A 25,111-nucleotide genomic window follows, 5' to 3' on the forward strand; every position below is an offset into this window, starting at 1 on the left:
TGTTTTAAGTTGCGGCTGTGATCGCCCGCTGATATTTCAGTGGTTAGTCTAGTGGCGAACAACACGTCGTGGATTGCATATTAGAAAACAATCATGCGACTGATCAGTAATGTCGCTTTAACGCAAATCGGCGATTTTGCGCGTCATTTCGATATCACTTTTCTGCACTGCAAAAAAAAAGCCCGGCGCACAAGGCGGCCGGGCCCAAGGTCAGCTACTCTTCGATCAACTGCGTGATTGCTTGTCCGACGGGGTTACCTCAATTCCGGTAGTTCACGCCAACCATGATGCGGCGGCCCGCATACGTCACAGCGAGCAGGTTCGTCGTGCCGTCGGCGAAGCCCGCGTACTCGCCCTGGCTGTTCGATGTCGCGCTCAGGCTGAGGTTGCGGCCCCCGGCAAAGATAATCAGGGCCGTGACGGGCGGCCGGGCCACCTGCTTGGCGCGGTTGTAGCGCAGCACCACTTCGTTCGGCACCAGCCACAGCGCCAGGCTGAGGATCGGCAGGTAGTCGGTGGTGGTTGCCTCCATGCGGGTGGCGCGGCCAGTGGTGGCTGTCACTGTGCCGCCCACTGCGTTCGGTGCAGCGGGGTCGAAGTTGGCGGTGGTGAGGGCCGACGTCAAGCCAATGGTGCCGCTGGCCTGCACCTTGGTGCGCACCACGCGGTAGCCGAAGTTGCCATCGAGTTCCAGGCCGAACGGCAGGCTGCGGTTGGTGAACGGCAGGTGGTCGAAGCTGAAGTCGGTCATCACGTAGCCGGCCGTGGCGCGCTCCTTGTAGCGCGTCACCGGTTGCTGGTAGACCTTGCCGTCATTGGCTGCGCATTGCTTGACGCAGTCGAAATTGACATTCGGGATGCCCGACAGCGCAAACACTTTTTCCACGTCGATCTGGGTCCAGCCATCGATCAGGCCGGCCGGGCGATCGGGGGCGCCGTTGAAGAATGGCGTGTTCTTTTGCGTCATCGATGCGGCGATGATGTCCTGGAACTGCTGCGGTGTCACGGTCGCCGTGCCCGACAGCGCGGTGGCCGGCGCCACGTTGGCCACGTAGCCGAACGCGCACGGGCGGCCGTTCGTACCGAGCGAGCCGGGCGTATCGACGCAGCCGACGAAGTTGCTGCGCACGTTGGCGGTCGGCACCACCACCGCCGGCGTCTAACCGGCCGGGCGGCTGAACTGGCCGATGGCGTCCACGGCCTCGTAACCACCGGCGCCCCAGCTGCTGCCCGCGGTTTCCCGCAGATTGAAGCCGGCCTTGATGCGGCTGAAGAACGGCGCGCTGGCGCCCAGCGCGTAGCTGAAGTCGGCCATGGCCGTGCGCTCTTCGGTCTCGGCCATCTTGGGCGAGAACTGCAATTGCGGCGCCTGCGTGGAGAGCGGCTGCTGATTGACGATATAGGCGGGTATCGCCACCGGCACGTTGGCGCCGGCCGGTACGGCCACGGTGGCGGCGCCGGCCGGGCGCACGATCGCATACAGGGCGGGGTCCGCCTGGTCGGTATTCGCGTTGGCGTCGCTGATGCTGAACTGCGGGACATGGTGGTTGGCATCGACCATGACCGAGCGCGGATCGACGTTGGCGACGGCGCCGCGCGCGGTGGCCACCTGGGCGCGGGAGCTGGCATTGTCGTACAGGTAGTAAGCGGAGCCCGGCACTGCGCTGCGCATGCCGCTGGCGTTGTCGGTCCAGGCCGCACCTTGGTAGGTAGGGCTGACGGTGACGGCGGGATTGACATTGAGGCCGCCAAGCGCCAGCGTCATGTTGGTGTCGTCCACCTTGCGGCGCGCATAGCTGCCCTTGGCAAACACGGTCAGCTCGTTGTTGACCTTGAAGTCGAAGCGCAGATCGACATTGTTGCGCTTGTCCTCCTGGCGGCGCTCGATGAAGCGCACCAGCGACGGCGTGTAATCGTTCCACTGGTTCAGGCAGCTGATCAGCTCATTGCTGCGGGCGTTGCTGGCCTGGTTGCGCGCGGTGTTGCCGTTGAAGGCATTGCGCTGGGCGGCGGGATCGTCCGTTGACTGCGTGGATGGCAGGTAAGTGAAGGTCTTGTTCGGCGAGTTGTCGAAGTCGATCAGGCGCGCATGGCCGGCGTTGCGCGAGGTGGCGATTTCGGTCGAGTGCGATTCGTTGACCATGCGCGAGGTGGAGGCGTTGATCAGCACGCCGAGCCGGTTGTCGAGGAACTTGCTGGTGGCGATCAGCCACGGTCGAGCGCCACGCCGGAGATGCGCGAAATCGCTTCACCGATATTACGGTCGGGAAACGCCCCGACGTCTTCGGCGACGATGGAATCCATCGTGGTGGCGGCATTCTTCTTGCGCTCAATGCCCGACTGCTGCGAGGCGCGGGTACCGTTGATGACGACTTTCTTGATGTCCTCGGCGGCCTGGGTGATGGTGGCGTCGCCCGGCGCTTCCTGAAAGGAGTTTAATGTTGAAAGTCGCTGAAATGTTTCTAAAATAAAAATATCAGAACAAGGGCGTTTGTTACATTTAAAGTTGCAATAACGAAACTATCCTTATGCGAAATTCATTTCAAGACCCGGCGAGATCCCGGGGCTGCTGGAGCGGCAGGGGGCCGGTGCTGTATAATCATGGCATTCCGCCTAACGGCATGATTTCAATAGAAAAACCTCATTCCAGATGCTATCCACCGCAAATATTACGATGCAGTTCGGCGCCAAGCCGTTGTTTGAAAACATCTCCGTCAAGTTCGGCGATGGCAACCGTTATGGCCTGATCGGCGCCAACGGTTGCGGCAAATCGACGTTCATGAAAATCCTCGGCGGCGATCTCGATCCGTCCGGCGGCAACGTCATGCTCGACACTAACGAACGCCTGGGCAAGCTGCGCCAGGACCAGTTTGCCTTTGAAGACATGCGCGTGCTGGACGTGGTGATGATGGGCCACACCGAGATGTGGGCGGCGATGCAGGAACGCGACGCCATCTATGCCAACCCGGAAGCCACCGACGACGACTACATGAAAGCCGCCGAACTGGAAGGCAAAGTGTCCGAGTACGACGGCTACACGGCCGAGTCGCGCGCCGGCGAACTGCTGCTGGGCGCCGGCGTGGCGATCGAGCTGCACCACGGTCCGATGAGCAATGTGTCGCCAGGCTGGAAATTGCGCGTGCTGCTGGCGCAGGCGCTGTTCTCGAACCCGGACATCCTGCTGCTCGACGAACCGACCAATAACCTGGACATCAACACGATTCGCTGGCTGGAAGACGTGCTCAACGAGCGCAACTCCACCATGATCATCATTTCCCACGATCGCCACTTCCTCAACCAGGTATGCACCCACGTGGCCGACATGGACTACGGCACGCTCAAAATCTACCCGGGCAACTACGACGAGTACATGTTCGCGTCCACCCAGGCACGCAACCAGCAGTTGGCCAACAACGCCAAGGCTAAAGAGAAGGTCGCCGAACTGCAAGACTTCGTGCGCCGCTTTGCCGCCAACAAGTCGAAAGCCCGCCAGGCCACGTCGCGCGCCAAGCAGATCGACAAGATCAAGGTGGATGACATCAAGCCATCGTCGCGCGCCTACCCGTTCGTGCGTTTCGACGGCGAGAAAAAGCTGCACCGACTGGCCGTGGAAGTGGACAGCATTTCCAAGACCTACGACCGCAACCTGTTCAACAACTTCAGCATCATGGTGGAAGCGGGTGAGCGGATTGCCATTATCGGCGCCAACGGCGCCGGTAAAACCACCATGCTGCGTTGCATCGGCGGGGATGACATTGCCGGCCTGCACGCGGACCACGGCATGGTCAAGTGGGCGGAAAACGCCAACGTCGGCTACATGCCGCAAGATCCGACCGAGGAATTTGCCAAAGACATCACGCTGACCGACTGGATGGGCAACTGGACCCAGGAAGGCGACGACGACCAGGCCGTGCGTTCGATCCTGGGCCGCCTGCTGTTCGGCGGCGACGAAGTGAAAAAATCGGTGAAGGTGCTGTCCGGTGGTGAAAAGGGTCGCATGATGTACGGCAAGCTGATGCTGGGCCGCCACAACGTGCTGCTGCTCGATGAGCCGACCAACCACATGGACATGGAATCGATCGAGTCGCTCAACGTTGCGCTTGACAAGTACGCCGGCACCCTGATTTTCGTGTCGCACGACCGCGAATTCGTCTCGTCGCTGGCCAACCGCATCATCGAAATCAAGGAAAACGAAGTTGTCGACTTCCGTGGCAACTACGAGGAATATCTGACCAGCCAGGGCATTGCCTAAGCACCCGAATCGTATTCACTCCATCATGCAAACTGTAGAAATCAAACCCGTCGAGTACGAGCATCCACAAGACGGCGCCAGCTGCGTTGCCCATGCGTGGGCCCGCACGCCAGCCACGCCCACCGCCGACCAGCGCACGCAGCTCAAGGCGCGCATCAAGCAGTTGCTGGTCGAGCGCGAAGCCGTGCTGGTGGCGCACTACTACGTCGATGCCGATTTGCAGGACCTGGCCGAGGAAACCGGCGGCTGCGTGTCCGATTCGCTGGAGATGGCGCGCTTCGGCCGCGACCACGCAGCGAAAACGCTGATCGTCGCCGGCGTGCGCTTCATGGGCGAAACCGCCAAGATCCTCAGTCCCGAAAAACGCATCCTGATGCCTGACCTGGACGCCACCTGTTCGCTCGACCTCGGTTGCCCGGTCGATGAGTTCACGGCGTTCTGCGACCAGCATCCGGACCGCACGGTGGTGGTGTATGCCAACACCAGCGCGGCCGTCAAGGCGCGCGCGGACTGGATGGTCACCTCGTCGATCGGCCTCGATATCGTCAAGCACCTGCACGCGCAGGGCAAGAAGATCCTGTGGGCGCCGGACAAGCACCTTGGCGGCTACATCCAGAAGGAAACCGGCGCCGACATGCTGCTGTGGCAGGGCTCGTGCCTGGTGCACGACGAGTTCAAGGGCGTGGAACTGGACCTGCTCAAGGAACAGTACCCGGACGCCAAGGTGCTGGTGCACCCGGAGTCGCCCGCCAATGTAGTGGCGCTGGCCGACGTGGTGGGTTCCACCACCCAGATCATCAATGCCGCCGTCGAGATGGACGCCGATACCTTCATCGTCGCCACCGACAACGGTATCCTGCACAAGATGCAGGCGGCCGCTCCCGGTAAACGATTTATCGTCGCGCCGACGGCCGGCAACAGCGCCACGTGCAAAAGCTGCGCGCATTGCCCGTGGATGGCGATGAACGGCCTGCAAAACCTGGCCGACCTGCTGGAAAACATGGACAGCAAGGGCACCATCGCCGCGCACGAAGTGTTTGTCGATCCAGCCATCGGCAAGCAGGCTGTCACCTCCATCAACCGCATGCTGGACTTCGCGGCAGCCAAAAAAGCCAAGGTGCAGCCGGGCCCCGACCTGGGCCAGGAAGCGCAACTGTTTTCAGGAATCGGACCGGCATGATGAGTACCCTTAAAAATACCTTTGCGCCGTTCGACGACGCGTTGCGCACCGCGTTTGAAGCCAACCTGCTGGCAGCCCTGCTGGAAGACGTGGGTACGGGCGACCTGACCGGCTTGCTCGTACCGGACGGTGGCCGCGTGACGGCGCGCGTGATCGTGCGCGAAGACGCGGTACTGTGCGGCGCCCCGTGGTTCGAAGGCGTGATGAACTGCATGCAGGCCGGTATCGAGATCGATTGGCAATACGCCGAGGGCGACCTGATGACTGCCGATAGCGTGGTCTGCACCATGACCGGGCCGGCGCGCGCGCTGCTGACCGCCGAGCGTTCGGCGCTCAACTTCCTGCAACTGCTGTCCGCCGTGGCCACGGCCACCCGCAAGTATGTCGATGTAATCGCCGGCACCCGCGCCGCGATTCTCGATACGCGCAAGACTTTGCCCGGCCTGCGGCTGGCGCAAAAGTACGCGGTGCGCGTGGGTGGTGGACAGAACCAGCGCCTGGCGCTGTACGACGGCATCCTGATCAAGGAAAACCATATCGCGGCCGCTGGCGGCGTGACCAACGCGGTGCTGGCAGCCAAAAAGCTCGACGCTGGCGTGACCATCCAGGTCGAGGTGGAAAACCTGGCGGAACTGCACGAAGCGCTGGACGCTGGCGCGGTCTCCGTCCTGCTCGACAACTTCAGCACCGACATGATGCGCGAAGCGGTGGTGATCAATGCGGGCCGGGCGTTGCTGGAAGCCTCGGGCGGGATCAACTTCGATACCGTGCGGGCGATTGCCGAAACCGGCGTGGACCGCATTTCGATCGGCAGCCTGACCAAGGATATTCGGGCCACCGATTATTCGTTGCGCATCGTCGGCTAGGCAGGTACGGTAGGGCGCTGCACCGCACCGCCGGCTGTCGCACCTGACCAGTGCGCCCGGTACCGGGCGCTCCACGGCGTAGCCGGCAGCGCCTGCATCGAAGCCGTGTAAAAGCAGCATACCCCGTGGCCGGCCAGGCCTGCGTGTAACAGCGCGATGCCGGCATGGCCCAGCAATTCTGCTGCCGTGCAGGCATCAGCCGGGCAGGTAGCAATGCCAATGCAGGCGGTCAGCATGAGGTCGCCTGCAGCGAGGTCGAATGGCTGCTCGAGCGCGCGGCGGATGTGCGCTGCCGTGCGCGTGACCTGGTGCAGGTCTTCGAGACCGGCCAGCAGCAGCGCCAGTGTATCGTGGTCAAGCCGGCCGAGCGCGGCGCCGCGTGGCGCCAGATTCTCGAGGCGCCGGGCAAACTGCTCCAGCACCGTCTCCACACCAGTTCGGCCGAATGCCTCGTCCAGATCGTCCAATCCATCGACGTCGATCAGCAGCAGGGCGCTGGCGCGGGGCCACACCCGCGCCAGCTCGCGTTCCAGCGTGCAGGCAAACAGGTTGCGCGAAAGCAGGCCGGTGCCGGCGTCCACACCGCAGTGGGGCAGGCCGCGCGCGATGCAGTTCTGCGGAAACGGGCTGAGGAAGATGGTCATGATTCTCTCCAGTAGGGACAGGCGGCGCCGATGGCGGCCAGCAACAGCTGGTCGGAGAGCGGCTTTTGTAAATAAGCAACCGGATACCATTGCAATGCAAGGCTGTGCTCGCCAGCGGTGTGGTGGCCGGTCATCAGTATCACCGCGACCGCCGGCGCGCAGCGGGACAATTGCGCCAGCAGGTCGAGTCCCGACCCGCCCGGCATGTGGACATCGATCACCGCGCAACATGGTGCGCCATCTTCCAGTGCAGCGAGGAAGCTGGCGCCCGATTCAAACGCCAGTGCCGGGATGCCGGCCGAGCGCAGCAGGCGCAGCAGCGCGCGACGTATGCCGGCCTCGTCGTCGACTACCGCTACCCAGGGAAGTGTGGTGTCCATACCTGGACGATACCGCCGCCACTGCGGGTGCGGTATTGGACCTTGGGCCAATGCCGCCGCCCCGGTCGGGGGCTTCAGGTGGTGCCGTCGCTGCGGGCGCGGTCGACCAGGCGCACCAGCGCCGTCACCGACTTGACCGCCATCTTCGCCATGACCCGCGCGCGATGCACCTTGACCGTCTTTTCCACAGTGCCCAGGGCTGCGGCAATCTGCTTGTTGAGCAATCCTTCGATGACCAGGTTCATCACCTCGGCTTCGCGCGGCGTCAGCGTGTGCAACCGTGCACGGATGGCGGCCAGTTCGCCGTCGGCCTGGCGCCGTTCGCGGTTGCGCTGCAGCGCCAGTTCGATGGCAGCGATCAGGCGTATGTCGTCCACCGGCTTGGTCAGAAAATCGGCGGCGCCGTGTTTCATGGCGCGGATGCCGCTCTCGAGGTCACCGTGGCCGGTAAGGAAGATCACCGGCAGCCGGCTGGCGCGCGCGGAAAGCGCGTCCTGCAATGCCGGTCCGTCCATGCCCGGCATCGACAGGTCCAGCACCAGGCAGCCTTCCTGGTCGGCGTGGCCGGCGTCGAGGAAGGCCTCGGCGGTGGCGTAGGCGCCCACGCGGTAGCCGGCAGCGGCGAGCAGGCGTCCCAGTGCCTTGAGCACGGCCGGCTGGTCGTCCACCAGGAAGACCTGGGCGCCGCTCATGGTGCTGCCTCGTGCGCCAGCGGCAGGCGCAAATGCACGCTGGCGCCCCCAGCCGGATTGTTTTCCGCCCACAAGCGACCCTGGTGGGCGGCAACGATGTTACGGCAGATCGACAATCCCAGTCCCATGCCGCGCGCCTTGGTGGTGTAAAACGGCTCGAAGATGCGCGCCAGGTCGGCGTCGGCGATGCCGCTGCCGCTGTCGATCACGCTCAGGCGCACGGCGTCAAGCCCGTCGGGCGCGGTGCGCACGGTAATGACCGCGTTTGCCGGCAAGGCGCCGGCCATGGCGTCGCAGGCGTTCATCAGGAGGTTGATCAGGACCTGCTGCAGTTGCACGGCGTCGGCGTAGACGGTGGCCGAGGCGTCCGCACCGGCCGCAAAGTCGGTATACACCACCATGCCATGGTTGATCAGGTCGTTACGCAACAGGTGGATCACTTCCTCCGCCAGCCGGTGGAGGTTCACCGGTGCGCGCGGCGTTTCGCTCTTGTCGAACAACCGGCGCAGGCGCTCGATCACCGCGCCCGCGCGCTGGTCTTCGGCGATGATGTCGCCGAGGATCTCGTCAACCTCGGTCAGGTCCGGCGGTTGTTGCGCCATGAAGCGCCGCGCCGCCTGGGCGTTGCTGAGAATGGCCGTGAGCGGCTGATTCAACTCGTGCGCCAGTGCTCCCGACAGTTCACCGAGCACGGCCAGCCGCGACAGATGGGTGACTTCCTTCTGCTTCTGCCGCGCATCGAGTTCGGCCAGCTTGCGCGCGGTAATGTCGAGCGATACGCCGCGTACCAGTGCCGGGTGGCCGCTGTGGTCGAACTCCACGCTGCCTTGCGAACCGATCCAGCGCAGCCCGCCGTCGGGCAGCACGATACGGTACTCGATATCGTAACGCGGTGCGCCAAGCCTGGCGCTGTCGAGCGTCTGCGCGACGTGGGGGCGGTCGTCGGCGTGCACCCGGCCAAGCAGGTCGGCCAGTTCGACCTGCTGTTCCTTGCCAAAGCCAAACAGGGCGCGCCATTGGTCCGATACCCAAATGGTGTGCTGGTGCAGGTCGCGGACCCAGATGCCCAGGTGCGCCGCGTTGGCAGCGAGCGTCAGGCGCTGCGCGCTCTCCTGCGAAGCGGCACGCGCGTCGCGGACGCTGGCGTCGGCATTGCGCAGCGCTTGGCCCAGTTCATGCGCTTCGCGAAAATGCAATGCTGGGATCACCGGCACACTACCTTCGCCGATGGCCAGCGCTGGCGGGATCAGCGCCTGTACCGAGCGCGTGATGCGTCCGCCCATCAGCCAGGCCAATCCCAGGCCGGCTGCCAGTGCGGCGAGCGTGGCGCCGATCAGCCAGGCCATGGTGCTGTGCAGACCAGCGTTAAGTTCGCGCAGCGGTATGCCGAGGTAAGCGGACCATCCGCTGTGGGGCGAGCGGCTGAAGACGACGAACACATCGATGCCGTCGAGGCTGCGGGTTGCGAAACCGCCTTCCTGGGCGGTGGTAGCATGCCGTAACTGGTCGTCGCTGAGACGCTGGCCCGCATATCTGTCGATATCGTGCGAGCGGGCCACCACCCGGCCGGCGGTGTCGATCACGCTGGCGCGCCAGGTGGGGGGCAGGCGCTGCTCCGCAATCACGTGGGCCAGCTGGGCGGGGGTGGCCGTGGCGTTGAGCGTCATGACGATGCGGCCGTCGCGGCGAATGGGCACGCCTACCGTGTAGATGAGGGTTTTATTGATGGGCCCGGTGAACAGGTCGGACACGCCGGGCTGGCCGTCTGCCAGGATGCGCCGCAGGAGCGGCGTGCTGGCCAGCACCGGCAGTTGTGCGCCGTAGGGACGCTGCGTGGACATCAGCATGCGGCCATCGGTATCGAGTGCCAGGATGCTGTCGGCGTGCAGATTGTCCAGCGCCTCGACGGCACGCGTATGAAAGCCGCGCAAGTCGCCGGACGACAGCATTCTGGAGGTGCCGAGGGCGCTCAGCGCGACCCTGGTATTGCTGAAATCATGGTCGACCGCGTTGATCATGGTGTGGGCCCGCGCCACCGTGTTGCTGATCAGCTGGGCTCGTTCCTTGTGGTAAAAACCGACGATGATGACAGCCGCCACGGCAGCCACCGGCAGGATGCTGGCGATGACCAGCGCGCCCAGGCTGGCGCGCACGCCGTGCGACTGCTGCCAGGTTCGATCGGATGCATTGCCCATGAAATGAGGCCTGGCCGATGAAGGCAGGCGAGTCTGACGACAACTGATTCTAGCATTGCCATCTCGACACAAATCGTGTCCGTGGAACTGGCGCCACAGTTATTTCGCTGCAATCGTCTTGTGCATCCGGACCAGCGGTACCCGTACCGGACCAGGAAGGTCCAGTTCGAGGCGCTGGACTTCGTTGAAGCCACACGCCAGGTACAGCGGTACCCCCGGCAGCGTCGCGGCCAGTTCCAGCGTGGTGAACCCACCGGCGGCTGCCGCATCGGTACACCAGGCCAGCAGCAGTTTGCCGTAGCCGCGCCGCGCGGCTGAAGGATCGACAAAAAAGGCTCGGATGCGCGCAGGTTCGGTGGCCGGGTCGAGCAGGGGATCGGCCTCCTGCTTCATGCGGTCAGCGCCGAACAGGGTGGAACGCCGGCTCCAGCCGCCACATGCCACCATCTCTCCACCGTCTTCCACCACGAAGTAAGTCTGGTCGATCACCAGCTGGGTATCGACCCCGAACACGTGGTCGGTGACCGCGCGCGCCTGCTCCGGCGTGTAGAAGCCCGTACTCAAACCGATACCGGAGCGGCGGATCAGCGCCTCCATGGCAGGAATGTCGGCGTGGATGGCGGTGCGGACGGTCGCCATGGTCCTAGCTGCGGCGCGGTGGCGTCAGGATGCTTGGCAGCGCCTTGGGCAGGGTTTCCGGGTAGTCGCGACTGAAGTGCAGGCCACGGCTTTCGCGCCGCTGCAGTGCGCTGTTGACGATCAGGCTCGCTACATCGACCAGGTTGCGCAGTTCCAGCAGGTCGTGGGTGATGCGGAAGTTGCGGTAGTACTCGTCGATTTCTTCCTTGAGCAGTGCAATGCGGTGCTGGGCGCGTTCGAGGCGCTTGGTGGTGCGCACGATACCCACGTAGTTCCACATGAAGCGGCGCAGCTCGTCCCAGTTGTGGGCGATCACCACTTCTTCGTCGGCGTCGGTCACGCGGCTCTCGTCCCAGTCGGGCAGGTACGGGATCTCGCCTTTTTCTTTCGAAGCGATATCGCGCGCGCAAGCGCTGCCCACCACCACGCATTCGAGCAGCGAGTTGCTGGCCAGGCGGTTGGCGCCGTGCAGGCCGGTGCAGGCCGTTTCGCCGACCGCATACAAGCCTGGCAAATCGGTGCGGCCTTGCAGGTCGGTGACCACGCCGCCGCAGGTGTAGTGCGCGGCCGGCACGATCGGGATCGGCTCTTTGGTGATGTCGATGCCCAGCTCCAGGCACCGCGCGTAAATGGTCGGGAAGTGTTCGATCAGCCAGTCGGCCGGCTTGTGGCTGATGTCGAGGTGGACGTAATCGAGGCCGCGCTTCTTGATCTCGAAGTCGATGGCGCGCGCCACCACGTCGCGCGGGGCCAGCTCGGCGCGGTCGTCGTGGGCCAGCATGAAGCGGGTGCCGGCGGCAGCACCGGCTTCGGGCGGCAGCTTGAGCAAACCGCCTTCGCCACGGATCGCTTCCGTGATCAGGAATGACTTCGCATACGGGTGGTACAGGCAGGTCGGGTGGAACTGGATGAATTCCATGTTCGAGATGCGGCAGCCCGCCCTCCACGCCATGGCAATGCCGTCGCCGCTGGCGGTATCCGGGTTGGTGGTGTACAGGTACACCTTGCCAGCGCCGCCGGTGGCCAGCACCGTGTGTTCGGCCGCAAAAGTGTGCACCACGCCGCTGCGTTCGTCCTGGACGTACAGGCCGTGGCACTTCGGCTGCGAGTGGCGCCTGGCGTCCGGGTTGACCTTGTCGGACGTGATCAGGTCGATCGCGCAGTGGTGCTCGAACAACGAGATATTCGGGTGGGCGCGCACTTTTTCTTCAAGCGTGACCTGTACCGCGTGGCCGGTGGCATCGGCCGCGTGGATGATGCGGCGCTGGCTGTGGCCACCTTCCCGGGTGAGGTGGAAGCCCAGTTCGGCGGTGGCGTCGCGGGTAAAGGGCACGCCTTGGGCGATCAGCCATTCGATCGCTTCGCGGCCATGTTCGACGATGAAACGCGTGGCGCTTTCGTCGCACAGGCCGCCGCCGGCAACCAGCGTGTCGTCGATGTGCTGGTGGTGGCTGTCGCCGGAGTCGAGCACTGCGGCGATGCCGCCCTGGGCCCAGTTGCTGGCGCCATCTCGCAAGGCACGTTTGGAAATAATGGCGACAGTACGGGTTTCGGCGAGGTGCAGGGCGACCGAGAGGCCGGCCAGTCCGCTGCCGACGATTGCAACATCAAATTTCATGATTCACATGGCTGGATGCAGTAGGGAAGCATGACTATAGTCTATTTGTCATACTTTGGTCATATACCCCTGTTAATTACACAGGTTTTGCGCCGTTTCGATCACGGCGATGATTGCCGATTGCGGTGATTGTGGCGGCGCAAAGGCAGGCGGACTCGATCTTGCGATCATGGAAGCTTCCGCGTTTTCGCCAGCCGGGGAGCCGATCGTGATCCGTATTTTTCATCACTATGTATCGAAAATGGCCTTCCTGCTGCTGCTGATGGAAGTGCTGCTGCTGGTCACGGCGGCCCTGGCCAGTGCACCGTTGCTGCTGCCGGGCCAGGCGTTGACGCCCGATACCCTGTATCTGCCGTCCGCCGCTTTTGCGCTGGTGCTGGTGTTTTCGATGGGGGCGCTGGGCATGTACCAGCACAACACCCTGCGCCGGATATTGCCGTCGTTCCTGCTCGGCTTTTGCCTGTTCAGCCTCCTGGCCATGCTGCTGCCGGCGCCACAGTTCGGGCGCCTGGGCAGCATGGTGTTCGTGCTCGGCGGCGCGGCGGTGCTGCTGGCGCGGGTGGTGGTGTTCACGTCGGCCGGTTCGCGCATGCTGGAAAAGCGCCTGATAATCGTCGGCCATGGCGCGGCCGCGCACGAATGCCTGGAGCTTGCGGGCGGCGGCGGCTTTCACCGGTTCCGGGTGGTCGGCTGCGTACCGGTCGAAGGAGAACAGCTGCGCGTGCCGCCCGCGCTGGTGTTGCCGCCGGACCTGTCGTTGCTGGCCCTGGCGCGGCGTTACGCGGCCGATGAAATCATCGTCTCGGTGTCGGATCGCCGTAACGGCGGCTTCCCGGTGCGCCAACTGCTTGAATGCGCGGTGGGCGGCGTGCGCGTCACCGACGCCGCCACTTTTTTCGAGCGCGAGGCATGCCAGATCCGGCTCGACTCGCTGCAACCGAGCTATCTGATTTTCGGCGGTGGCTTCGACCAGAGCCTGTTCCGGGCTGCCGTCAAGCGCGCGTTTGACCTGGCTGCCAGCGCCTTCATCGGGCTGGCGACGATGCCGGTGATGCTGCTGGCCGCGCTGGCCATACGCCTGGAAGATGGCGGTCCGGTGTTTTACCAGCAGGAGCGGGTGGGACGCGACAACCGCCTGTTCCGGGTTCTGAAATTCCGCAGCATGCGCATCGACGCGGAGCGCGACGGCACGCCCACCTGGGCCACCGAGGACGATCCGCGCGTGACCCGTGTGGGCCGCTGGCTGCGCAAGCTGCGCATCGACGAACTGCCGCAGATGCTCAACGTGTTCAAGGGCGAGATGAGTTTTGTCGGGCCGCGTCCGGAGCGCAGCTATTTTGTCGACCAACTGGCGCGCGACATCGCCTACTACAACATGCGGCACGGGATCAAGCCGGGCATCACCGGCCTGGCGCAGGTGCGCTACAGCTACGGCGCCTCGTTTGACGACGCCGTGTGCAAGCTGCAGTACGACCTGTACTACGTCAAGAACAACAGCTTGTTCCTCGATGTGCTGATCCTGGTCGATACGGTGCAGGTGGTCCTGTTCGGCAAGGGGCGCTGATGCCGCTGTGGTTCGATGGATGGCAACTGCACGCGGCATGGTGGTTGCAACCGCTGGCTGTGTCGATCGCCAGCTACGGCCTGGCGGCGGGGGCGTTCCTGCTGCTCTTCATGTCCGCCGCACGGCGCCGGCGGGCGCCGCTGGCATTCCACATTGCCCTGGCAGCATTGCTGTCCTTCTTCTGGGCCGGCATGGCCGCATTCTCAGGCGCGACCGATCTCCGCCAGGTGTGGTTGATCGACGGACCGGAGGTGCTGCGTACGGCGGCCTGGCTGCTCGCACTGACTGCCATGGGCGGCGCCGGTGCGCATCGGCGCCGCTGGTCGGTCGCGGTGGGTGTCGCGGCAGCGCTGCAACTCTCCGCTCTGGCCCTGCCGTGGGTTGGCGCGGTCCACCTGACCATGATGCGATTGGCGCTGGCTGTGACCGGCATGCTGCTGGTAGAGCAGGTGTACCGGGCCGCGCCACCCGGCGCGCGCTGGGGCATCAAGCTGGCCTGCCTGGGCATCGGCGCGCTGTTTGCGTATGACGTCTACCTTTACGCGGACGCCTTGCTGTTCCAGCGGGTTTCGATCGATATCTGGGGCGCACGCGGGGTGGTGAACGCGCTGTGCGTGCCGTTGCTGATCGCAGCGTTGCGCCGCAATCCTGCGTGGGGACATAACTTTCAGTTCTCGCGGCAAATCATGTTCCGATCGGTGGCCCTGCTGGGCGCCGCCGGCTACCTGCTGGCGATGGCGGCCAGCGCCTGGTACCTGCGGCTTGTGGGCGGTGCATGGGGACCCGTGATGCAGCTTGGCTGTCTGTGCGGCGCGGTGCTGCTGCTGGCGGCGGTGCTGTTTTCGGGCGCGGTGCGGGCACGTCTGAAAGTCCTGATCGGCAAGCATTTCTATCGGGCGCGCTACGACTACCGCGAGGAATGGCAGCGCTTCACGCACGGCTTGGGCGCCGCTGGCGGACCGCTGCCGGAACGGATCATTGAAGCGCTGGCCGGCCTGGTAGAAAGCCCTGCCGGCGTGTTGTGGCTGCGGCACGGCGACTCGGCGTTCAAGCCTGCGGCTGCCTGGAACTTGCCCCTGCCACGTGTGACCGAGAGTGCACTAGCGGCAGGCAGCGGGTTGTGCCAGTTGCTGGAGGCGCGTCAATGGGTGGTGGAACCGGCGGCATGGCGCCGCCAGCCGTCGCTGTATGGCGATCTGCCCGTGCCGGCGTGGCTGGAGGCGGCCGGGCCGGCCGTGTGGCTGATGGCGCCACTGCTGCTCGACCGGCGGCTGTTCGGCTTCGTGTGCCTGGCGCCGCCGCGCGCGCCGGTAGCGGTCAACTGGGAAGTGCGCGACGTGCTGCGCATCGCCGGGCGCCAGGCTGCCGCCGTGCTGGCGCACCGGCAGTATGCCAACGACCTGGCCGTGGCGCGCCAGTTCGAGTCGTTCAACCGCATGACGGCATTCGTCGCCCACGATTTGAAGAACCTCGTATCGCAACTGGGCTTGCTGCTCTCGAATGCCGAGCGGCACCGCGACAACCCGCAGTTCCAGGATGCCATACTGGACACGTCGCGCCACGCGCTGGGAAAAATGCAGCACTTGCTGCGCAAGCTGCACCAGGCTCCGGACGCTGACGCTGCGGAACCGGCCGTGCTGGTGGACCTGGGCGCGGCGCTGACCCGCGCCGTGCAGGCGTGTGCCGGCCTGGCGCCGCAACCGGTGCTGGTGGTGCCGTCCGCACCGCTGCTGGTGGCCGCCCAGCCCGAACGGCTGGAGCGTGTGTTCGCCCATTTGATCCTCAACGCGGTGGAGGCCACCGATGCGGATGGCAGAGTGATCGTGCGCCTGGAGCACCGGGGAGAATCGGCCCTGATCGAGGTGGCCGATACCGGCCAGGGCATGTCGGCCGATTTCGTGAGCGACCGCCTGTTCCAGCCGTTCGACTCCACCAAGCCGGCGGGCATGGGCATCGGCGTGTTCGAAGCGCGCGAATATCTGCAGGAATTGGGCGGCGCAATCGACGTGGTCAGCATGCCCGGCGTCGGCACCCGTTTTTGCATCACGCTGGACGTTGTACACCAGGAGAAGCACGATGGCTAAAGCGAAATTGCTGGTAGTGGAAGACGACCCGGGGCTGCAACAGCAGCTGCGCTGGGCATTCGACGACGACGACGTGGTGGTGGCCCACGACCGCGAGACAGCGATGGCGCAGCTTCGCCGCCACCAGCCGGCGGTGGCCACCATGGACCTGGGCCTGCCACCCGATGCCGACGGCGCCAGCGAAGGCCTGGCCCTGCTGGCGCAGATGCTGGCAGTGGCGCCCGACCTGAAGGTGATCGTCCTGTCGGGCAACCACGACCGCGCCAATGCGCTCAAGGCCATCGCCATGGGCGCCTACGATTTCCATCAAAAGCCGCTCGATGCCGCCACCCTGGCGCTGGTGATTGCGCGCGCCCGCACCTTGCACGCGATGCAGCAGGAAAACCGGCGCATGATGCAGATCGAGGCCGACTCGCCACTGGCCGGCATCATCACGCGCGACCCGGCCATGCTCAAGCTGTGTCGCAACGTCGAGAAGATCGCACCGTCATCAGCCTCGGTGATGCTGCTGGGCGACTCCGGCAGCGGCAAGGAGCTCGTCGCGCGCGGCCTGCACGGCCTGTCCGGGCGGCGCGACAAGCGTTTCGTGGCCATCAACTGTGCGGCGATTCCTGAGCAACTGCTCGAGAGCGAATTGTTCGGCCACGAAAAGGGCGCTTTCACGGGCGCTCAGCGCCAGAGCATCGGCAAGCTGGAAATGGCACACGGCGGCACACTTTTTCTCGACGAGATCGGCGACATGGCCTTGCCGTTGCAAGCGAAGCTGCTGCGCTTCTTGCAGGAGCGGGTGATCGAACGCGTGGGCGGGCGCCAGGAGATCGCCATCGACGTGCGTATCGTGTGCGCCACCCACCAGGATCTGAAGGCGCTGGCGAAAGAAGGGCGCTTCCGCGCGGATTTGTATTACCGGCTGGGCGAGATCGTGCTGTCGATACCACCGCTGCGCGAGCGCGCCGGCGATTGCGCCTTGCTGGCGCATCATTTCAAGCACCGTTTCTGTGCCAGCGAAGCGCGTCCCGCGCTCAGTTTCAGTGCCGATGCCATTGCCGCGCTGGAAGCGCATGCTTGGCCGGGTAATGTGCGCGAACTGGAAAATTGTATACGCCGCGCGGTGGTCATGGCCGACGGCGCGCAGATCACCCCGGCCGACCTGGACTTGCCTGCCATCGAAGCCGTGGAAGAAAACCTCAACCTGCGCCAGGCGCGCGATGCCGCCGAATACAAGGTCATGGTCAAGGCGCTGGCACGGGTGGATGGCAATATCGTCCGGGCCGCGGAATTGCTGGGCATCAGTCGCCCCACTTTATATGACTTGATGAATCACCACGGTCTGAAGTGAGCGCGTGATAAAACTTTCATAGCCGCGTTGCATCTTCTCGCCGTGCATTCATATTGTCTTCGTCGCTGCGCATTGCTCTGGAGGCTTTGTCAGGCGCTCACTAGTTTGCTTCTTTCCACTGACCGGCGGCGACGAGCTTGTTCTTCAGTCCCGGCAGCGGAAATCCCATTATGTAGGCCTGCTGGGCGCTGGCGCGTGCCTTGTCGTACTGCTGCTTTTGCACGTAGAGCAGGCCCAGGTTGTAGTGCGCGGTCGGATTGGCCGGCTCCAGCACGGCCGCCTTTTCCAGCTGTTCGAGGGCGTCGTCCTGGCGGCCGATGGCCAGCAGGTAGCTGCCGTGCAGCGTGCGTACTTTGGCGTCGTTGGGCCGGAACCGGGTGGCGCGCTCGAAGTAGCAGTCGATCGTGTAGCGCGCACCGGGCGGCTTGCGGTTCTTCTCGCGCAAGGCGAGCTTCATCATGGCCGCGAGCGCCCGGTGGTGATTTGGAAAGTGGTCGAGCGTGTAGCCGATGTCGCCGCCCAACGGGCCGGAAGCGCCCTTGACCAGGCTCTCCACGGGCGGTGTGAAGTGAAACTGTTCGACAACCGTGAGGCCTTCGCGGTCGGTGGGATCGTTATAGTCGCCCCCCGGTTTGCCGGGTACGTAATCCGGGCAGACAGGCAGCGGGGAGGGGCTGGCCGCCACGGCGGTCGACAACAGGCAGGCGGCGGCCAGGCTGGCGAGGCGGTGCGGTTTCAGGTGTTTCATTGCAGCTCCTTGTGATGGGTGGCGTCGAACAGGGCCGCCAGTTCGCGCGTGCGTGCGCTGCGGGCGTGATCTGCCACCGTCTGCGCGCTGGCCAGCGGCGCCTGGCCCTGCCGGCACAGCGCAACGAAGCGGCGCAGCGCGATGGCGATTTTTTCGGCATCGTCGAGCGGGGCGATGGTGCCCAGGCCGGCATGGCGCAGCGCGGCGGCGCTATCACCAGCGGCATCGGTCAGCGCCAGGATGGGCCGTTGCGCACGCAGGTATTCGTAAAACTTGGCCGGAATTTGAGCGTTGCAGTTGGCCGCTTGCAGCAGCAGCAGGGCGTCGGCATCGAGCATCTCGCGCAGGGCGGCGGGATAGCGCAACGGCGGCGCCAGTTCCACCAGCGACGACAGGCCGGGATGGCGGGCCAGCATGTCGCGCAAGTGGTCGTCATGGCCGCTGGCACGCAGTACCAGGCGGAACGTGGTCGGACGGATCTCGCCGCAGTTAAGCAACCTCGCCAGTGCCGTGAACAACGGCGCGGGATCGCGCTCGGACGGATAAATCACGCCGCTGTGCAGTAACCTGAATGGTTGCCCGGCCTGAGTGTTGGACGCAGGGAGTTTTTCAGCGTTGTAAAAAGCATCTTCATCGTAGCCGTTCTCGATCAGCCTGACCTGGCATCTGGTGCGGCGCGGATGGCGTTCGCGCAAGGCTGCCACCGCCCCGGGCGTGGTGCACACCACCGCAGCACAACACCCCATCACGCGCTGTTCGATCCAGGCGTGCTGGCGCCGGCGCCGTGCGTCGGTCGGATAGCCGTCGTCGAGCATCGGGTCGCGCTGGTCGGCGATCCACGGCAGACCGCTGGCGCGATGCAGGGCCAGCGCCACCAGGTGGGCAGTGGCGATCGGGTAGGTGGACCAGATCAGGTCCGGCCGGTAGCGGCGGATCAGCCGCAGGCCAGCCGGCACGGCACTGATCAACCAAGTAGCCCAGCGATCGGGCATGGCCAGCAGGTCGGGATAACGGCCCTTGATGGCCAGGTGGCGACTGGCGTCGAGCGCCCGCGTGCGGTGGACGATGCAACCATCTTGGTCGGCGCCACCCGGTTCCAGGCTGGCGTGGGCGCCGGGGGTGACCGTCAGCACCAGCGGCTCCCAGCCGCATGCCGGCAAATGGCGGGAGAATGCCAGCGTGCGCTGGATGCCGCTGCCGCCTTGCAGCGGCGGGTAGTGAAACGCGACCATCAGCACACGTTTTACCATGATGCGAGCCATTCGGCGGTCGCTTGTGCCACGCGGTCGCGCCATGCCCGGCGGGCGAAGGTGTGATTGGCGTCGGCGATGTCGATCCGGTGGACGCGCGGTGCTTCAAGCAATTGGCGCCAGTGCGGGTGTTGTTCGGAAAGTGCCTCGAACTCGCGCGCCACCAGGTCGGCGCCGGCAAGGATGACCAGGATGCGGCCCGGGAAGCGCGTCAGCGCGCGGTGCAGGCGCGCTGGCAGGTCGTCGGCGCCTGCCCTGTGTTTCCCGCGCCGCGCGACCAGCGCCGACCGGCGCAAGGACGCCAGCGAGGCATTGGTATCGACCGCGCCGCCAGCGAGCTTGCGCCAGAAGGCTCCCGAGCACAGGCGCCGCAGGTAATAGTGGCGCAAAGTGGCCCGGGCCGCGCCGGCTTCCGTGCGCACCCAGGGATTGAGTAGTACCAATCCGCTGATGCGGTGATCGGCAGCAGCGTGGAAGGCGGCGGCCGTGGCGCCATCGCACAGTCCCCACAACACCAGTTCGCGCAACTGCGGCACGGCAGCAAAGAACTGGTCGATGGCTGCTTGCAGGTCGTCGCCGATGTCGTCGAAGCCGCGTATTGCGCCTTCGCTGTCGCCCATGCCGCGATAATCGAAGCGCATGACGGCAATGCCGGCGGCAGCCAGGTGACGACCGAGCAGCACGAACTGGCGATGGCTGCCCGCGCGGTACTGCGGTCCGCCGGTAACGACGAGCACCCCGCGCGCCAGCGGCTGCGCCGGCAGATGCAGGATACCGACCAGGCCCTGGCCCCGGCAGGCAAAGCGCAGCGCGTGCTCGGTCGCCGTCATGATGCTGCCCCTGCCGGCGCGAGGGAGTCCATGGCGTCCAGCGAGGCGTCCAGCAAGGCGGGTACCTCGACAATCTCGCTGCTGCTCCAGAACGGCGTGCCGCACAGCGCCTTTGCGGTGACGCTGGCGCCGGCCTGGCGCCAGCGGTCGATGACCAGCATCGATGCCGCCTGCAGCGCGGGCGGCTGCTCGGGAGATGCCGGGGTCAGCTCCAGCCACTGCACCGGGCACGCTGGTGGCAGCGGCGGCGCTTCCTGCCTGCGCATGGCATCGGCCAGCGCTGGGGCGATGGAGTAGCCGGCGATGTCGTGGCTGTCTGCACCCGGCGCAGTGTCGCCGCCTAACAGGCGCGCGGCGGTTTGCAGGCGCGCGAACTGGTGCAGGTGCGCCTGACCGCTCACCACTGCTTGCCACAGCAGCAGACCGTCCGGACGCAGGCGGTGGGCGCAGTCGAGCGCCAGCAGGGTGCCCAGGCGCAGGCCCCACAGGGTCAGCGGACCGGGAAAGCTGTCGCGCAGCCAGTGGGCGGCCAGGGCCACGTCCTCGCGCCACAATTCCCAGCGTGCATCGGCAAAATCGCCGCTGCTGTCGCCGCAGCCATACAGGTCGATGTGCAGCACGTGGAAGCCAGCACCGGCAAACGCGCGTGCTTGCAACGCCGCCATGCGTCGGCTCTTGTTCATTTCTTCTGCAAACGGATGGATATAGACGATGGCGCCGCGTGCGGCCACTGCCGGAATGGCGGCGTGGTGCAGGCAAAAGCGCTGGCCCGGGCCGGCGTTACCCGACGGCAGGAAGAACGTTTGCGCGCTCACGGCCGCTTGGACTGCACGAAGTCCGTCAGTGTGCCCACCGTGGCGAAATGGCGGGCGCTGATTTCATCGTCGAGGATGGCGATGCCGAAGTATTCTTCGAGTGCTGTCAACAGCGCCAGCACGGCCATCGAGTCGAGTTGCGGCAAGGCGCCCAGCAACGGCGAGTCGGCCGACAGCGGCATCTTGCCCAGGCCCAGCGTGCCGCGCAAGACGTCGCAGACCTGGTTTTCGAGATTGTTCATGAGTGCTCCCTGGTGGGTAAGGACACTGCGCCGGTATCGAAGGTCAGACGGGGGAACGACGACGGCGTGCGCGATAGATGAAAACGCGGGGCCACGCTGGAAAACATCCATTGCCAGCCGTCGCAGCAGATGAACAACGCGGAGCCAAGCGGTGTCAGGCCCGGTCCCAGCCCGGCATGGGCGCGCAGCGAGCCCGGATTGAAGGCGGAGATGCGGCTGCAAGTCCAGTGCGTACCGTGCTGGCGCAGTTGCGCGCGGGCTGCATCCCACAGGCGGGCGAATGTCAGTCCCAGCCGCTGCTCGGGCGCGATCCACACATCGAAGTCCCAGCAGGAGTGTGGCGAGGCCAACTCGAAGCGCGCGCGCACTTCGTCTTCGTGGTAAGCCCCGTGGACCAGCCACAGAAAACCCGCCAGCCGGCCATGGCGCCAAGCCTGCAGGCTGCGGGCGCCCTGGGCATGGCGCGCCGCCACCACCCGGGCCGCACGGGGATAGCCGGGCGGCAGTGCAGCCTGCGGATCGTGCGGGAGAATCTCGATATCGCGTCCGCGCGCGCCGATCACGGATGTCTCACCAAGGTACTGCGCCACGAAATGGTAGCGATGGATACGCCAGCGGCCGCCACTGGCCCGCGCCAGCACACGTGCTAGCCAGTACAGGGCCGCGTTTTGCCAGCCCATCTGGGCTAGCGTCTGTCGCAGGTTAGTTGCCATGAGGAATTCCAACACGGGGAAACCGCGATTAGACACTGGCCCCGCCGCTTGTGGCTTGCGCCCGCACAAGCGGACGCGGCCTTTGATCTGGGTCAACAGCGCGCTGACGATTTGTTTCGATCATGGAGGACTTGGAACCTTTCTCTCGACAGGACCGCCGCCATGACGCCAATCGTTCCGCAACTCGTGCCACAACTCCTGCATGATCTGATTTACCAATCCGCATACCGCATGCCGCAGCGCCACGCGCTTGCGCACGACGGCGACGTGCTCACTTACGATGTGCTGGCCGGCCAGGTAAAGGTGGCCGCAGATGCCTGGCTGGGCGCCGGTCTGGCGCGCGGCGAGCGGGTGGCCGTGTACCTGGAAAAGCGCGAAGAGGCCGTGGTGGCGATGTTCGGTGCGGCCGCAGCGGGCCTGGTGTTTGTGCCGGTCAACCCGGTGCTCAAGACGGCGCAGGTCATGCACATCCTGCGCGACTGCAATGTGCGGCTGCTGGTGACATCGCCCGAACGGCTGGCCACGTTGGCCATGGACGGCGAACTGGCAAAGTGCCCCGATCTGCATACGGTGGTCCTGGCCGGTCCGCTGGCAGGCATGGGGCCGGTGGAGGGCGTGCGCTTGCTGGGCTGGCAGGCGGCGATGCAGGGTTCCAGCCCGCGCGCGCCACACGCCGTGATCGACGCCGACATGGCGGCCATCCTGTACACATCCGGCAGCACCGGCCGGCCCAAGGGCGTGGTGCTCTCGCACCGCAACCTGGTGGCGGGCGCGCTGAGCGTCTCCGCCTACCTGCACAATGTGCCCGAGGACCGCATCCTGTGCGTGCTGCCGCTCAGCTTTGACTATGGCCTGAGCCAGCTGACCACCGCGTTTGCAGTGGGCGCGTGCGCCGTGCTGCAAAACCACCTGCTGGTGCGCGACGTCATCGAGACCGTGGCGCGCGAGCGCATCACGGGCCTGGCGGCGGTGCCGCCGCTGTGGATCCAGCTGGCGGCGCTCGGATGGAGCAATGCCCGCCACCTGCGCTACATCACCAACTCGGGCGGTGTCATGCAGCGCAGTACCTTGCAGGCGCTGCAGGCGGCGCTGCCGCGCAGCCGCGTGTACCTGATGTACGGCCTGACCGAAGCCTTCCGGTCCACGTACCTGCCGCCGGAGGAGCTGGGGCGCCGGCCCGACTCCATCGGCAAGGCCATTCCCAATGCCGAGATCCTGGTGCTGCGGCCCGACGGCAGCCGCTGCGCGCCCGACGAGCCGGGAGAACTGGTGCATCGCGGTGCGCTGGTGTCGCTCGGGTACTGGAACGACCCGGCCCGCACCGCGCAGCGCTTCCGGCCGTTGCGCGATCCGACCGGCGGCCTGCCGTTGCCGGAAATGGCCGTGTGGTCGGGCGATACCGTGCGCCTCGATACCGAAGGTTTCCTGTACTTTATCGGCCGCAGCGACGACATGATCAAGACGTCCGGCTACCGCGTCAGCCCGTCCGAGGTCGAAGAGGTGGTGTACGACACCGGGCTGGTGGCCGAGGCGGTGGCGATCGGCATGCCGCATCCGCTGCTGGGCCAATCGATTGCGCTGGTGGTGTGCCTCAAAGCTGGTATCGATACGGGCGAAGCCGAACTGCTGGCCGCCTGCCGGCGCACGCTGCCTTCCTACATGGTGCCGTTGCAGATCGAACTGCGCGACGAGCCGCTGCCGCGCAACCCCAACGGCAAGCTCGATCGGGTGTGCATCGCTACCGAGTTGGCCGCCGGCGTACGCGCTGCCGAGCAGGTGGCGTCATGACCGCCGCCTTGCTGGACCAGTTTGCGCCGGCCCGTCACGCGCCGCAGCGCCAGTTCCCGGTGCAGGAAGACAGCTTGCAGATCGGCGGCGTGACCTTGTCCCGCCTGGCCGAGCGCGTGGGGCGTACGCCGTTCTACGCGTATGAACGCAGCCACATCGCTTCGCGCGTGGCGCTGCTGCGCAGCGAACTGCCAGCCGGGGTGCACCTGCATTACGCACTGAAGGCCAATCCGATGCCGGCCGTGGCACAATTGCTGGCAACGCTGGTGGACGGATTCGATGTCGCTTCTGCCGGCGAGATGAAAACCGCGCTCGATACCGGCATGGCGCCGCACAGCATCAGCTTTGCCGGTCCCGGCAAGCGCGCGAGCGAATTGCGCAGCGCCGTCGCGGCGGGCGTGCTGATCCACCTCGAATCGGAGGAGGAGATGAACCGCGTGCTGGCTGCCGGCGACCTGCTGGGTATCACGCCCCGGGTGGCGGTGCGGGTCAATCCCGATTTCGAACTCAAGCAAGCTGGCATGAAGATGGCCGGCGGCGCGCACCAGTTCGGCGTCGATGCGGAAAAAGTACCGGCCATGCTGCGCCGGATCGCGCGCCTGGGGCTGGATTTTTACGGATTCCACCTGTTCTGCGGTGCGCAAAACCTGTCGGCGGCGGCGATTTGCGAAGCCCAGCACGCCTGCGTGGTGCTGGGGCTCGAACTGGCCGAGCACGCACCGTCGCCGGTGCGCGTGCTCAATATCGGCGGCGGCTTCGGTGTGCCGTATTTTCCGGGTGAGCGCCCGCTCGACTTGCACGCTGTGGCGCAGGGGCTGCATCCGCTGGTCGAGCTGCTGCGCAGCGAGTGGCCCGATACCCGGCTGGTGCTGGAACTGGGCCGCTACGTGGTGGCCGAGGCAGGCGTTTACGTGTGCCGGGTGATCGAGCGCAAGCTGTCGCATGGCCAGGTGTTCCTGGTCACGGACGGTGGCATGCACCACCACCTGGCGGCATCGGGCAATTTCGGCCAGGTGCTGCGCAAGAACTACCCGGTGGCGATCGGCAACCGCATCGCCGGCGACGCACGCGAGACGGTCACCGTGGTCGGCCCCCTGTGCACGCCGCTCGATCTGCTGGCCGAGCGCATGGAGCTTGCACGCGCCGAACCGGGCGACCTGGTGGTGGTATTCCAGTCCGGCGCCTATGGCTTGACCGCCAGTCCCACGGCCTTTCTCGGACATCCCGCCCCGCTGGAGGTGCTGGTATGAGCGGTTTGTGCGGCTTTTATGA

The 25,111-nt window shown here is 65.5% G+C and carries 22 protein-coding genes; 8 read left to right on the forward strand and 14 right to left on the reverse strand.

The window, feature by feature from the left end; all coding sequences use genetic code 11:
- Window positions 1-259: 259 nt before the first annotated feature.
- Together ASF04_RS27950 and ASF04_RS27955 are read right to left on the reverse strand one after the other, a co-directional pair.
- Entirely contained in the window at window positions 260-1,144 is an 885-nt protein-coding gene (locus ASF04_RS27950; RefSeq protein ID WP_200931118.1) for a hypothetical protein, read from the reverse strand.
- A 15-nt stretch (window positions 1,145-1,159) separates the two neighbouring features.
- On the reverse strand, window positions 1,160-2,170 hold the full coding sequence (locus ASF04_RS27955; protein ID WP_056145248.1) for a hypothetical protein: 1,011 nt from the start codon (window positions 2,168-2,170) through the stop codon (window positions 1,160-1,162).
- A gap of 480 nt (window positions 2,171-2,650) precedes the next feature.
- Here ASF04_RS27955 and ASF04_RS19135 point away from each other — a divergent pair, with 480 nt between their 5' ends.
- From ASF04_RS19135 to nadC, 3 genes are read left to right on the forward strand one after another with little or no spacing between them, the layout of a single operon-like run.
- On the forward strand, window positions 2,651-4,252 hold the full coding sequence (locus ASF04_RS19135; RefSeq protein ID WP_056145251.1) for an ABC-F family ATPase: 1,602 nt from the start codon (window positions 2,651-2,653) through the stop codon (window positions 4,250-4,252).
- A gap of 25 nt (window positions 4,253-4,277) precedes the next feature.
- On the forward strand, window positions 4,278-5,432 hold the full coding sequence (gene nadA, locus ASF04_RS19140) for a quinolinate synthase NadA (RefSeq protein WP_056145255.1): 1,155 nt from the start codon (window positions 4,278-4,280) through the stop codon (window positions 5,430-5,432).
- A complete protein-coding gene (gene nadC, locus ASF04_RS19145; protein ID WP_056145258.1) occupies window positions 5,432-6,298 on the forward strand; it encodes a carboxylating nicotinate-nucleotide diphosphorylase in 867 nt (288 codons plus the stop codon). The genes nadA and nadC overlap by 1 nt, the downstream gene beginning before the upstream one ends.
- Here nadC and ASF04_RS19150 read toward each other — a convergent pair.
- From ASF04_RS19150 to nadB, 6 genes are all read right to left on the reverse strand, one after another.
- Entirely contained in the window at window positions 6,295-6,942 is a 648-nt protein-coding gene (locus ASF04_RS19150; protein WP_056145261.1) for a GGDEF domain-containing protein, read from the reverse strand. The two genes, nadC and ASF04_RS19150, sit on opposite strands and share 4 nt — an antisense overlap.
- Window positions 6,939-7,322 carry a response regulator transcription factor gene (locus tag ASF04_RS19155; protein WP_056145264.1) on the reverse strand — a complete coding sequence of 128 codons (384 nt, stop codon included), beginning with the start codon at window positions 7,320-7,322 and terminating at the stop codon, window positions 6,939-6,941. The genes ASF04_RS19150 and ASF04_RS19155 overlap by 4 nt, the downstream gene beginning before the upstream one ends.
- Before the next feature lie 74 nt (window positions 7,323-7,396).
- The gene (locus ASF04_RS19160) at window positions 7,397-8,014 is read right to left on the reverse strand and encodes a response regulator transcription factor (RefSeq protein ID WP_056145267.1); all 618 of its coding nucleotides are present in this window, start codon (window positions 8,012-8,014) and stop codon (window positions 7,397-7,399) included.
- The gene (locus tag ASF04_RS19165) at window positions 8,011-10,209 is read right to left on the reverse strand and encodes an ATP-binding protein (protein ID WP_056145269.1); all 2,199 of its coding nucleotides are present in this window, start codon (window positions 10,207-10,209) and stop codon (window positions 8,011-8,013) included. The genes ASF04_RS19160 and ASF04_RS19165 overlap by 4 nt, the downstream gene beginning before the upstream one ends.
- A gap of 99 nt (window positions 10,210-10,308) precedes the next feature.
- Entirely contained in the window at window positions 10,309-10,848 is a 540-nt protein-coding gene (locus ASF04_RS19170) for a GNAT family N-acetyltransferase (RefSeq protein WP_056145272.1), read from the reverse strand.
- 4 nt (window positions 10,849-10,852) lie between these two features.
- Window positions 10,853-12,466 carry an L-aspartate oxidase gene (gene nadB, locus ASF04_RS19175; protein ID WP_056145276.1) on the reverse strand — a complete coding sequence of 538 codons (1,614 nt, stop codon included), beginning with the start codon at window positions 12,464-12,466 and terminating at the stop codon, window positions 10,853-10,855.
- Between the two features lie 169 nt (window positions 12,467-12,635).
- On the opposite strand from nadB, the gene ASF04_RS19180 reads away from it, so the two are divergent.
- Genes ASF04_RS19180 through prsR form a run of 3 tightly spaced genes read left to right on the forward strand, consistent with a single transcriptional unit; the run spans window position 12,636 to window position 17,453 of the window.
- Complete coding sequence (locus ASF04_RS19180) at window positions 12,636-14,030, forward strand: TIGR03013 family XrtA/PEP-CTERM system glycosyltransferase (RefSeq protein WP_307141018.1); 1,395 nt, start codon at window positions 12,636-12,638, stop codon at window positions 14,028-14,030.
- Window positions 14,030-16,114, forward strand: coding sequence for an XrtA/PEP-CTERM system histidine kinase PrsK (prsK, locus tag ASF04_RS19185; RefSeq protein ID WP_082488867.1), 2,085 nt, complete (start codon window positions 14,030-14,032; stop codon window positions 16,112-16,114). Before ASF04_RS19180 ends, prsK begins: the two co-directional genes overlap by 1 nt.
- Window positions 16,107-17,453, forward strand: a complete 1,347-nt coding sequence (prsR, locus tag ASF04_RS19190; RefSeq protein ID WP_056145279.1) for a PEP-CTERM-box response regulator transcription factor — start codon at window positions 16,107-16,109, stop codon at window positions 17,451-17,453. Before prsK ends, prsR begins: the two co-directional genes overlap by 8 nt.
- Window positions 17,454-17,553: 100 nt before the next feature.
- Here prsR and ASF04_RS19195 read toward each other — a convergent pair whose 3' ends face one another.
- Genes ASF04_RS19195 through ASF04_RS19220 form a run of 6 tightly spaced genes read right to left on the reverse strand, consistent with a single transcriptional unit; the run spans window position 17,554 to window position 22,051 of the window.
- The gene (locus tag ASF04_RS19195; protein WP_056145281.1) at window positions 17,554-18,201 is read right to left on the reverse strand and encodes a tetratricopeptide repeat protein; all 648 of its coding nucleotides are present in this window, start codon (window positions 18,199-18,201) and stop codon (window positions 17,554-17,556) included.
- Window positions 18,198-19,451, reverse strand: coding sequence for a glycosyltransferase (locus tag ASF04_RS19200; RefSeq protein WP_056145284.1), 1,254 nt, complete (start codon window positions 19,449-19,451; stop codon window positions 18,198-18,200). Before ASF04_RS19200 ends, ASF04_RS19195 begins: the two co-directional genes overlap by 4 nt.
- Complete coding sequence (locus ASF04_RS19205) at window positions 19,445-20,281, reverse strand: hydrolase 1, exosortase A system-associated (RefSeq protein ID WP_056145287.1); 837 nt, start codon at window positions 20,279-20,281, stop codon at window positions 19,445-19,447. Before ASF04_RS19205 ends, ASF04_RS19200 begins: the two co-directional genes overlap by 7 nt.
- Entirely contained in the window at window positions 20,278-21,096 is an 819-nt protein-coding gene (locus tag ASF04_RS19210) for a hydrolase 2, exosortase A system-associated (protein WP_056145290.1), read from the reverse strand. The genes ASF04_RS19205 and ASF04_RS19210 overlap by 4 nt, the downstream gene beginning before the upstream one ends.
- The gene (locus ASF04_RS19215) at window positions 21,093-21,338 is read right to left on the reverse strand and encodes an acyl carrier protein (RefSeq protein WP_056145293.1); all 246 of its coding nucleotides are present in this window, start codon (window positions 21,336-21,338) and stop codon (window positions 21,093-21,095) included. Before ASF04_RS19215 ends, ASF04_RS19210 begins: the two co-directional genes overlap by 4 nt.
- Window positions 21,335-22,051: a hypothetical protein gene (locus ASF04_RS19220; protein WP_056145296.1), complete on the reverse strand. Its 717-nt coding sequence runs from the start codon at window positions 22,049-22,051 to the stop codon at window positions 21,335-21,337. Before ASF04_RS19220 ends, ASF04_RS19215 begins: the two co-directional genes overlap by 4 nt.
- Window positions 22,052-22,213: 162 nt before the next feature.
- Here ASF04_RS19220 and ASF04_RS19225 point away from each other — a divergent pair, with 162 nt between their 5' ends.
- Entirely contained in the window at window positions 22,214-23,839 is a 1,626-nt protein-coding gene (locus ASF04_RS19225) for an acyl-CoA ligase (AMP-forming), exosortase A system-associated (RefSeq protein ID WP_056145300.1), read from the forward strand.
- A complete protein-coding gene (locus ASF04_RS19230) occupies window positions 23,836-25,089 on the forward strand; it encodes a pyridoxal-dependent decarboxylase, exosortase A system-associated (RefSeq protein WP_056145304.1) in 1,254 nt (417 codons plus the stop codon). Before ASF04_RS19225 ends, ASF04_RS19230 begins: the two co-directional genes overlap by 4 nt.
- The last annotated feature ends 22 nt before the right edge of the window (window positions 25,090-25,111 follow it).

Source organism: Duganella sp. Leaf61, from assembly GCF_001421905.1.
GTDB classification, from domain to species: Bacteria; Pseudomonadota; Gammaproteobacteria; order Burkholderiales; family Burkholderiaceae_D; genus Rugamonas; species Rugamonas zoogloeoides.

Bases quoted from the DNA above. Each gene is read 5' to 3' on its own strand.
- ASF04_RS19135 (WP_056145251.1), top strand. From the start codon at position 2,651: ATGCTATCCACCGCAAATATTACGATGCAGTTCGGCGCCAAGCCGTTG.
- nadA (WP_056145255.1), top strand. From the start codon at position 4,278: ATGCAAACTGTAGAAATCAAACCCGTCGAGTACGAGCATCCACAAGAC.
- nadC (WP_056145258.1), top strand. From the start codon at position 5,432: ATGAGTACCCTTAAAAATACCTTTGCGCCGTTCGACGACGCGTTGCGC.
- ASF04_RS19150 (WP_056145261.1), bottom strand. From the start codon at position 6,942: ATGACCATCTTCCTCAGCCCGTTTCCGCAGAACTGCATCGCGCGCGGC.
- ASF04_RS19155 (WP_056145264.1), bottom strand. From the start codon at position 7,322: ATGGACACCACACTTCCCTGGGTAGCGGTAGTCGACGACGAGGCCGGC.
- ASF04_RS19160 (WP_056145267.1), bottom strand. From the start codon at position 8,014: ATGAGCGGCGCCCAGGTCTTCCTGGTGGACGACCAGCCGGCCGTGCTC.
- ASF04_RS19165 (WP_056145269.1), bottom strand. From the start codon at position 10,209: ATGGGCAATGCATCCGATCGAACCTGGCAGCAGTCGCACGGCGTGCGC.
- ASF04_RS19170 (WP_056145272.1), bottom strand. From the start codon at position 10,848: ATGGCGACCGTCCGCACCGCCATCCACGCCGACATTCCTGCCATGGAG.
- nadB (WP_056145276.1), bottom strand. From the start codon at position 12,466: ATGAAATTTGATGTTGCAATCGTCGGCAGCGGACTGGCCGGCCTCTCG.
- ASF04_RS19180 (WP_307141018.1), top strand. From the start codon at position 12,636: ATGGAAGCTTCCGCGTTTTCGCCAGCCGGGGAGCCGATCGTGATCCGT.
- prsK (WP_082488867.1), top strand. From the start codon at position 14,030: ATGCCGCTGTGGTTCGATGGATGGCAACTGCACGCGGCATGGTGGTTG.
- prsR (WP_056145279.1), top strand. From the start codon at position 16,107: ATGGCTAAAGCGAAATTGCTGGTAGTGGAAGACGACCCGGGGCTGCAA.
- ASF04_RS19195 (WP_056145281.1), bottom strand. From the start codon at position 18,201: ATGAAACACCTGAAACCGCACCGCCTCGCCAGCCTGGCCGCCGCCTGC.
- ASF04_RS19200 (WP_056145284.1), bottom strand. From the start codon at position 19,451: ATGGTAAAACGTGTGCTGATGGTCGCGTTTCACTACCCGCCGCTGCAA.
- ASF04_RS19205 (WP_056145287.1), bottom strand. From the start codon at position 20,281: ATGACGGCGACCGAGCACGCGCTGCGCTTTGCCTGCCGGGGCCAGGGC.
- ASF04_RS19215 (WP_056145293.1), bottom strand. From the start codon at position 21,338: ATGAACAATCTCGAAAACCAGGTCTGCGACGTCTTGCGCGGCACGCTG.
- ASF04_RS19220 (WP_056145296.1), bottom strand. From the start codon at position 22,051: ATGGCAACTAACCTGCGACAGACGCTAGCCCAGATGGGCTGGCAAAAC.
- ASF04_RS19225 (WP_056145300.1), top strand. From the start codon at position 22,214: ATGACGCCAATCGTTCCGCAACTCGTGCCACAACTCCTGCATGATCTG.
- ASF04_RS19230 (WP_056145304.1), top strand. From the start codon at position 23,836: ATGACCGCCGCCTTGCTGGACCAGTTTGCGCCGGCCCGTCACGCGCCG.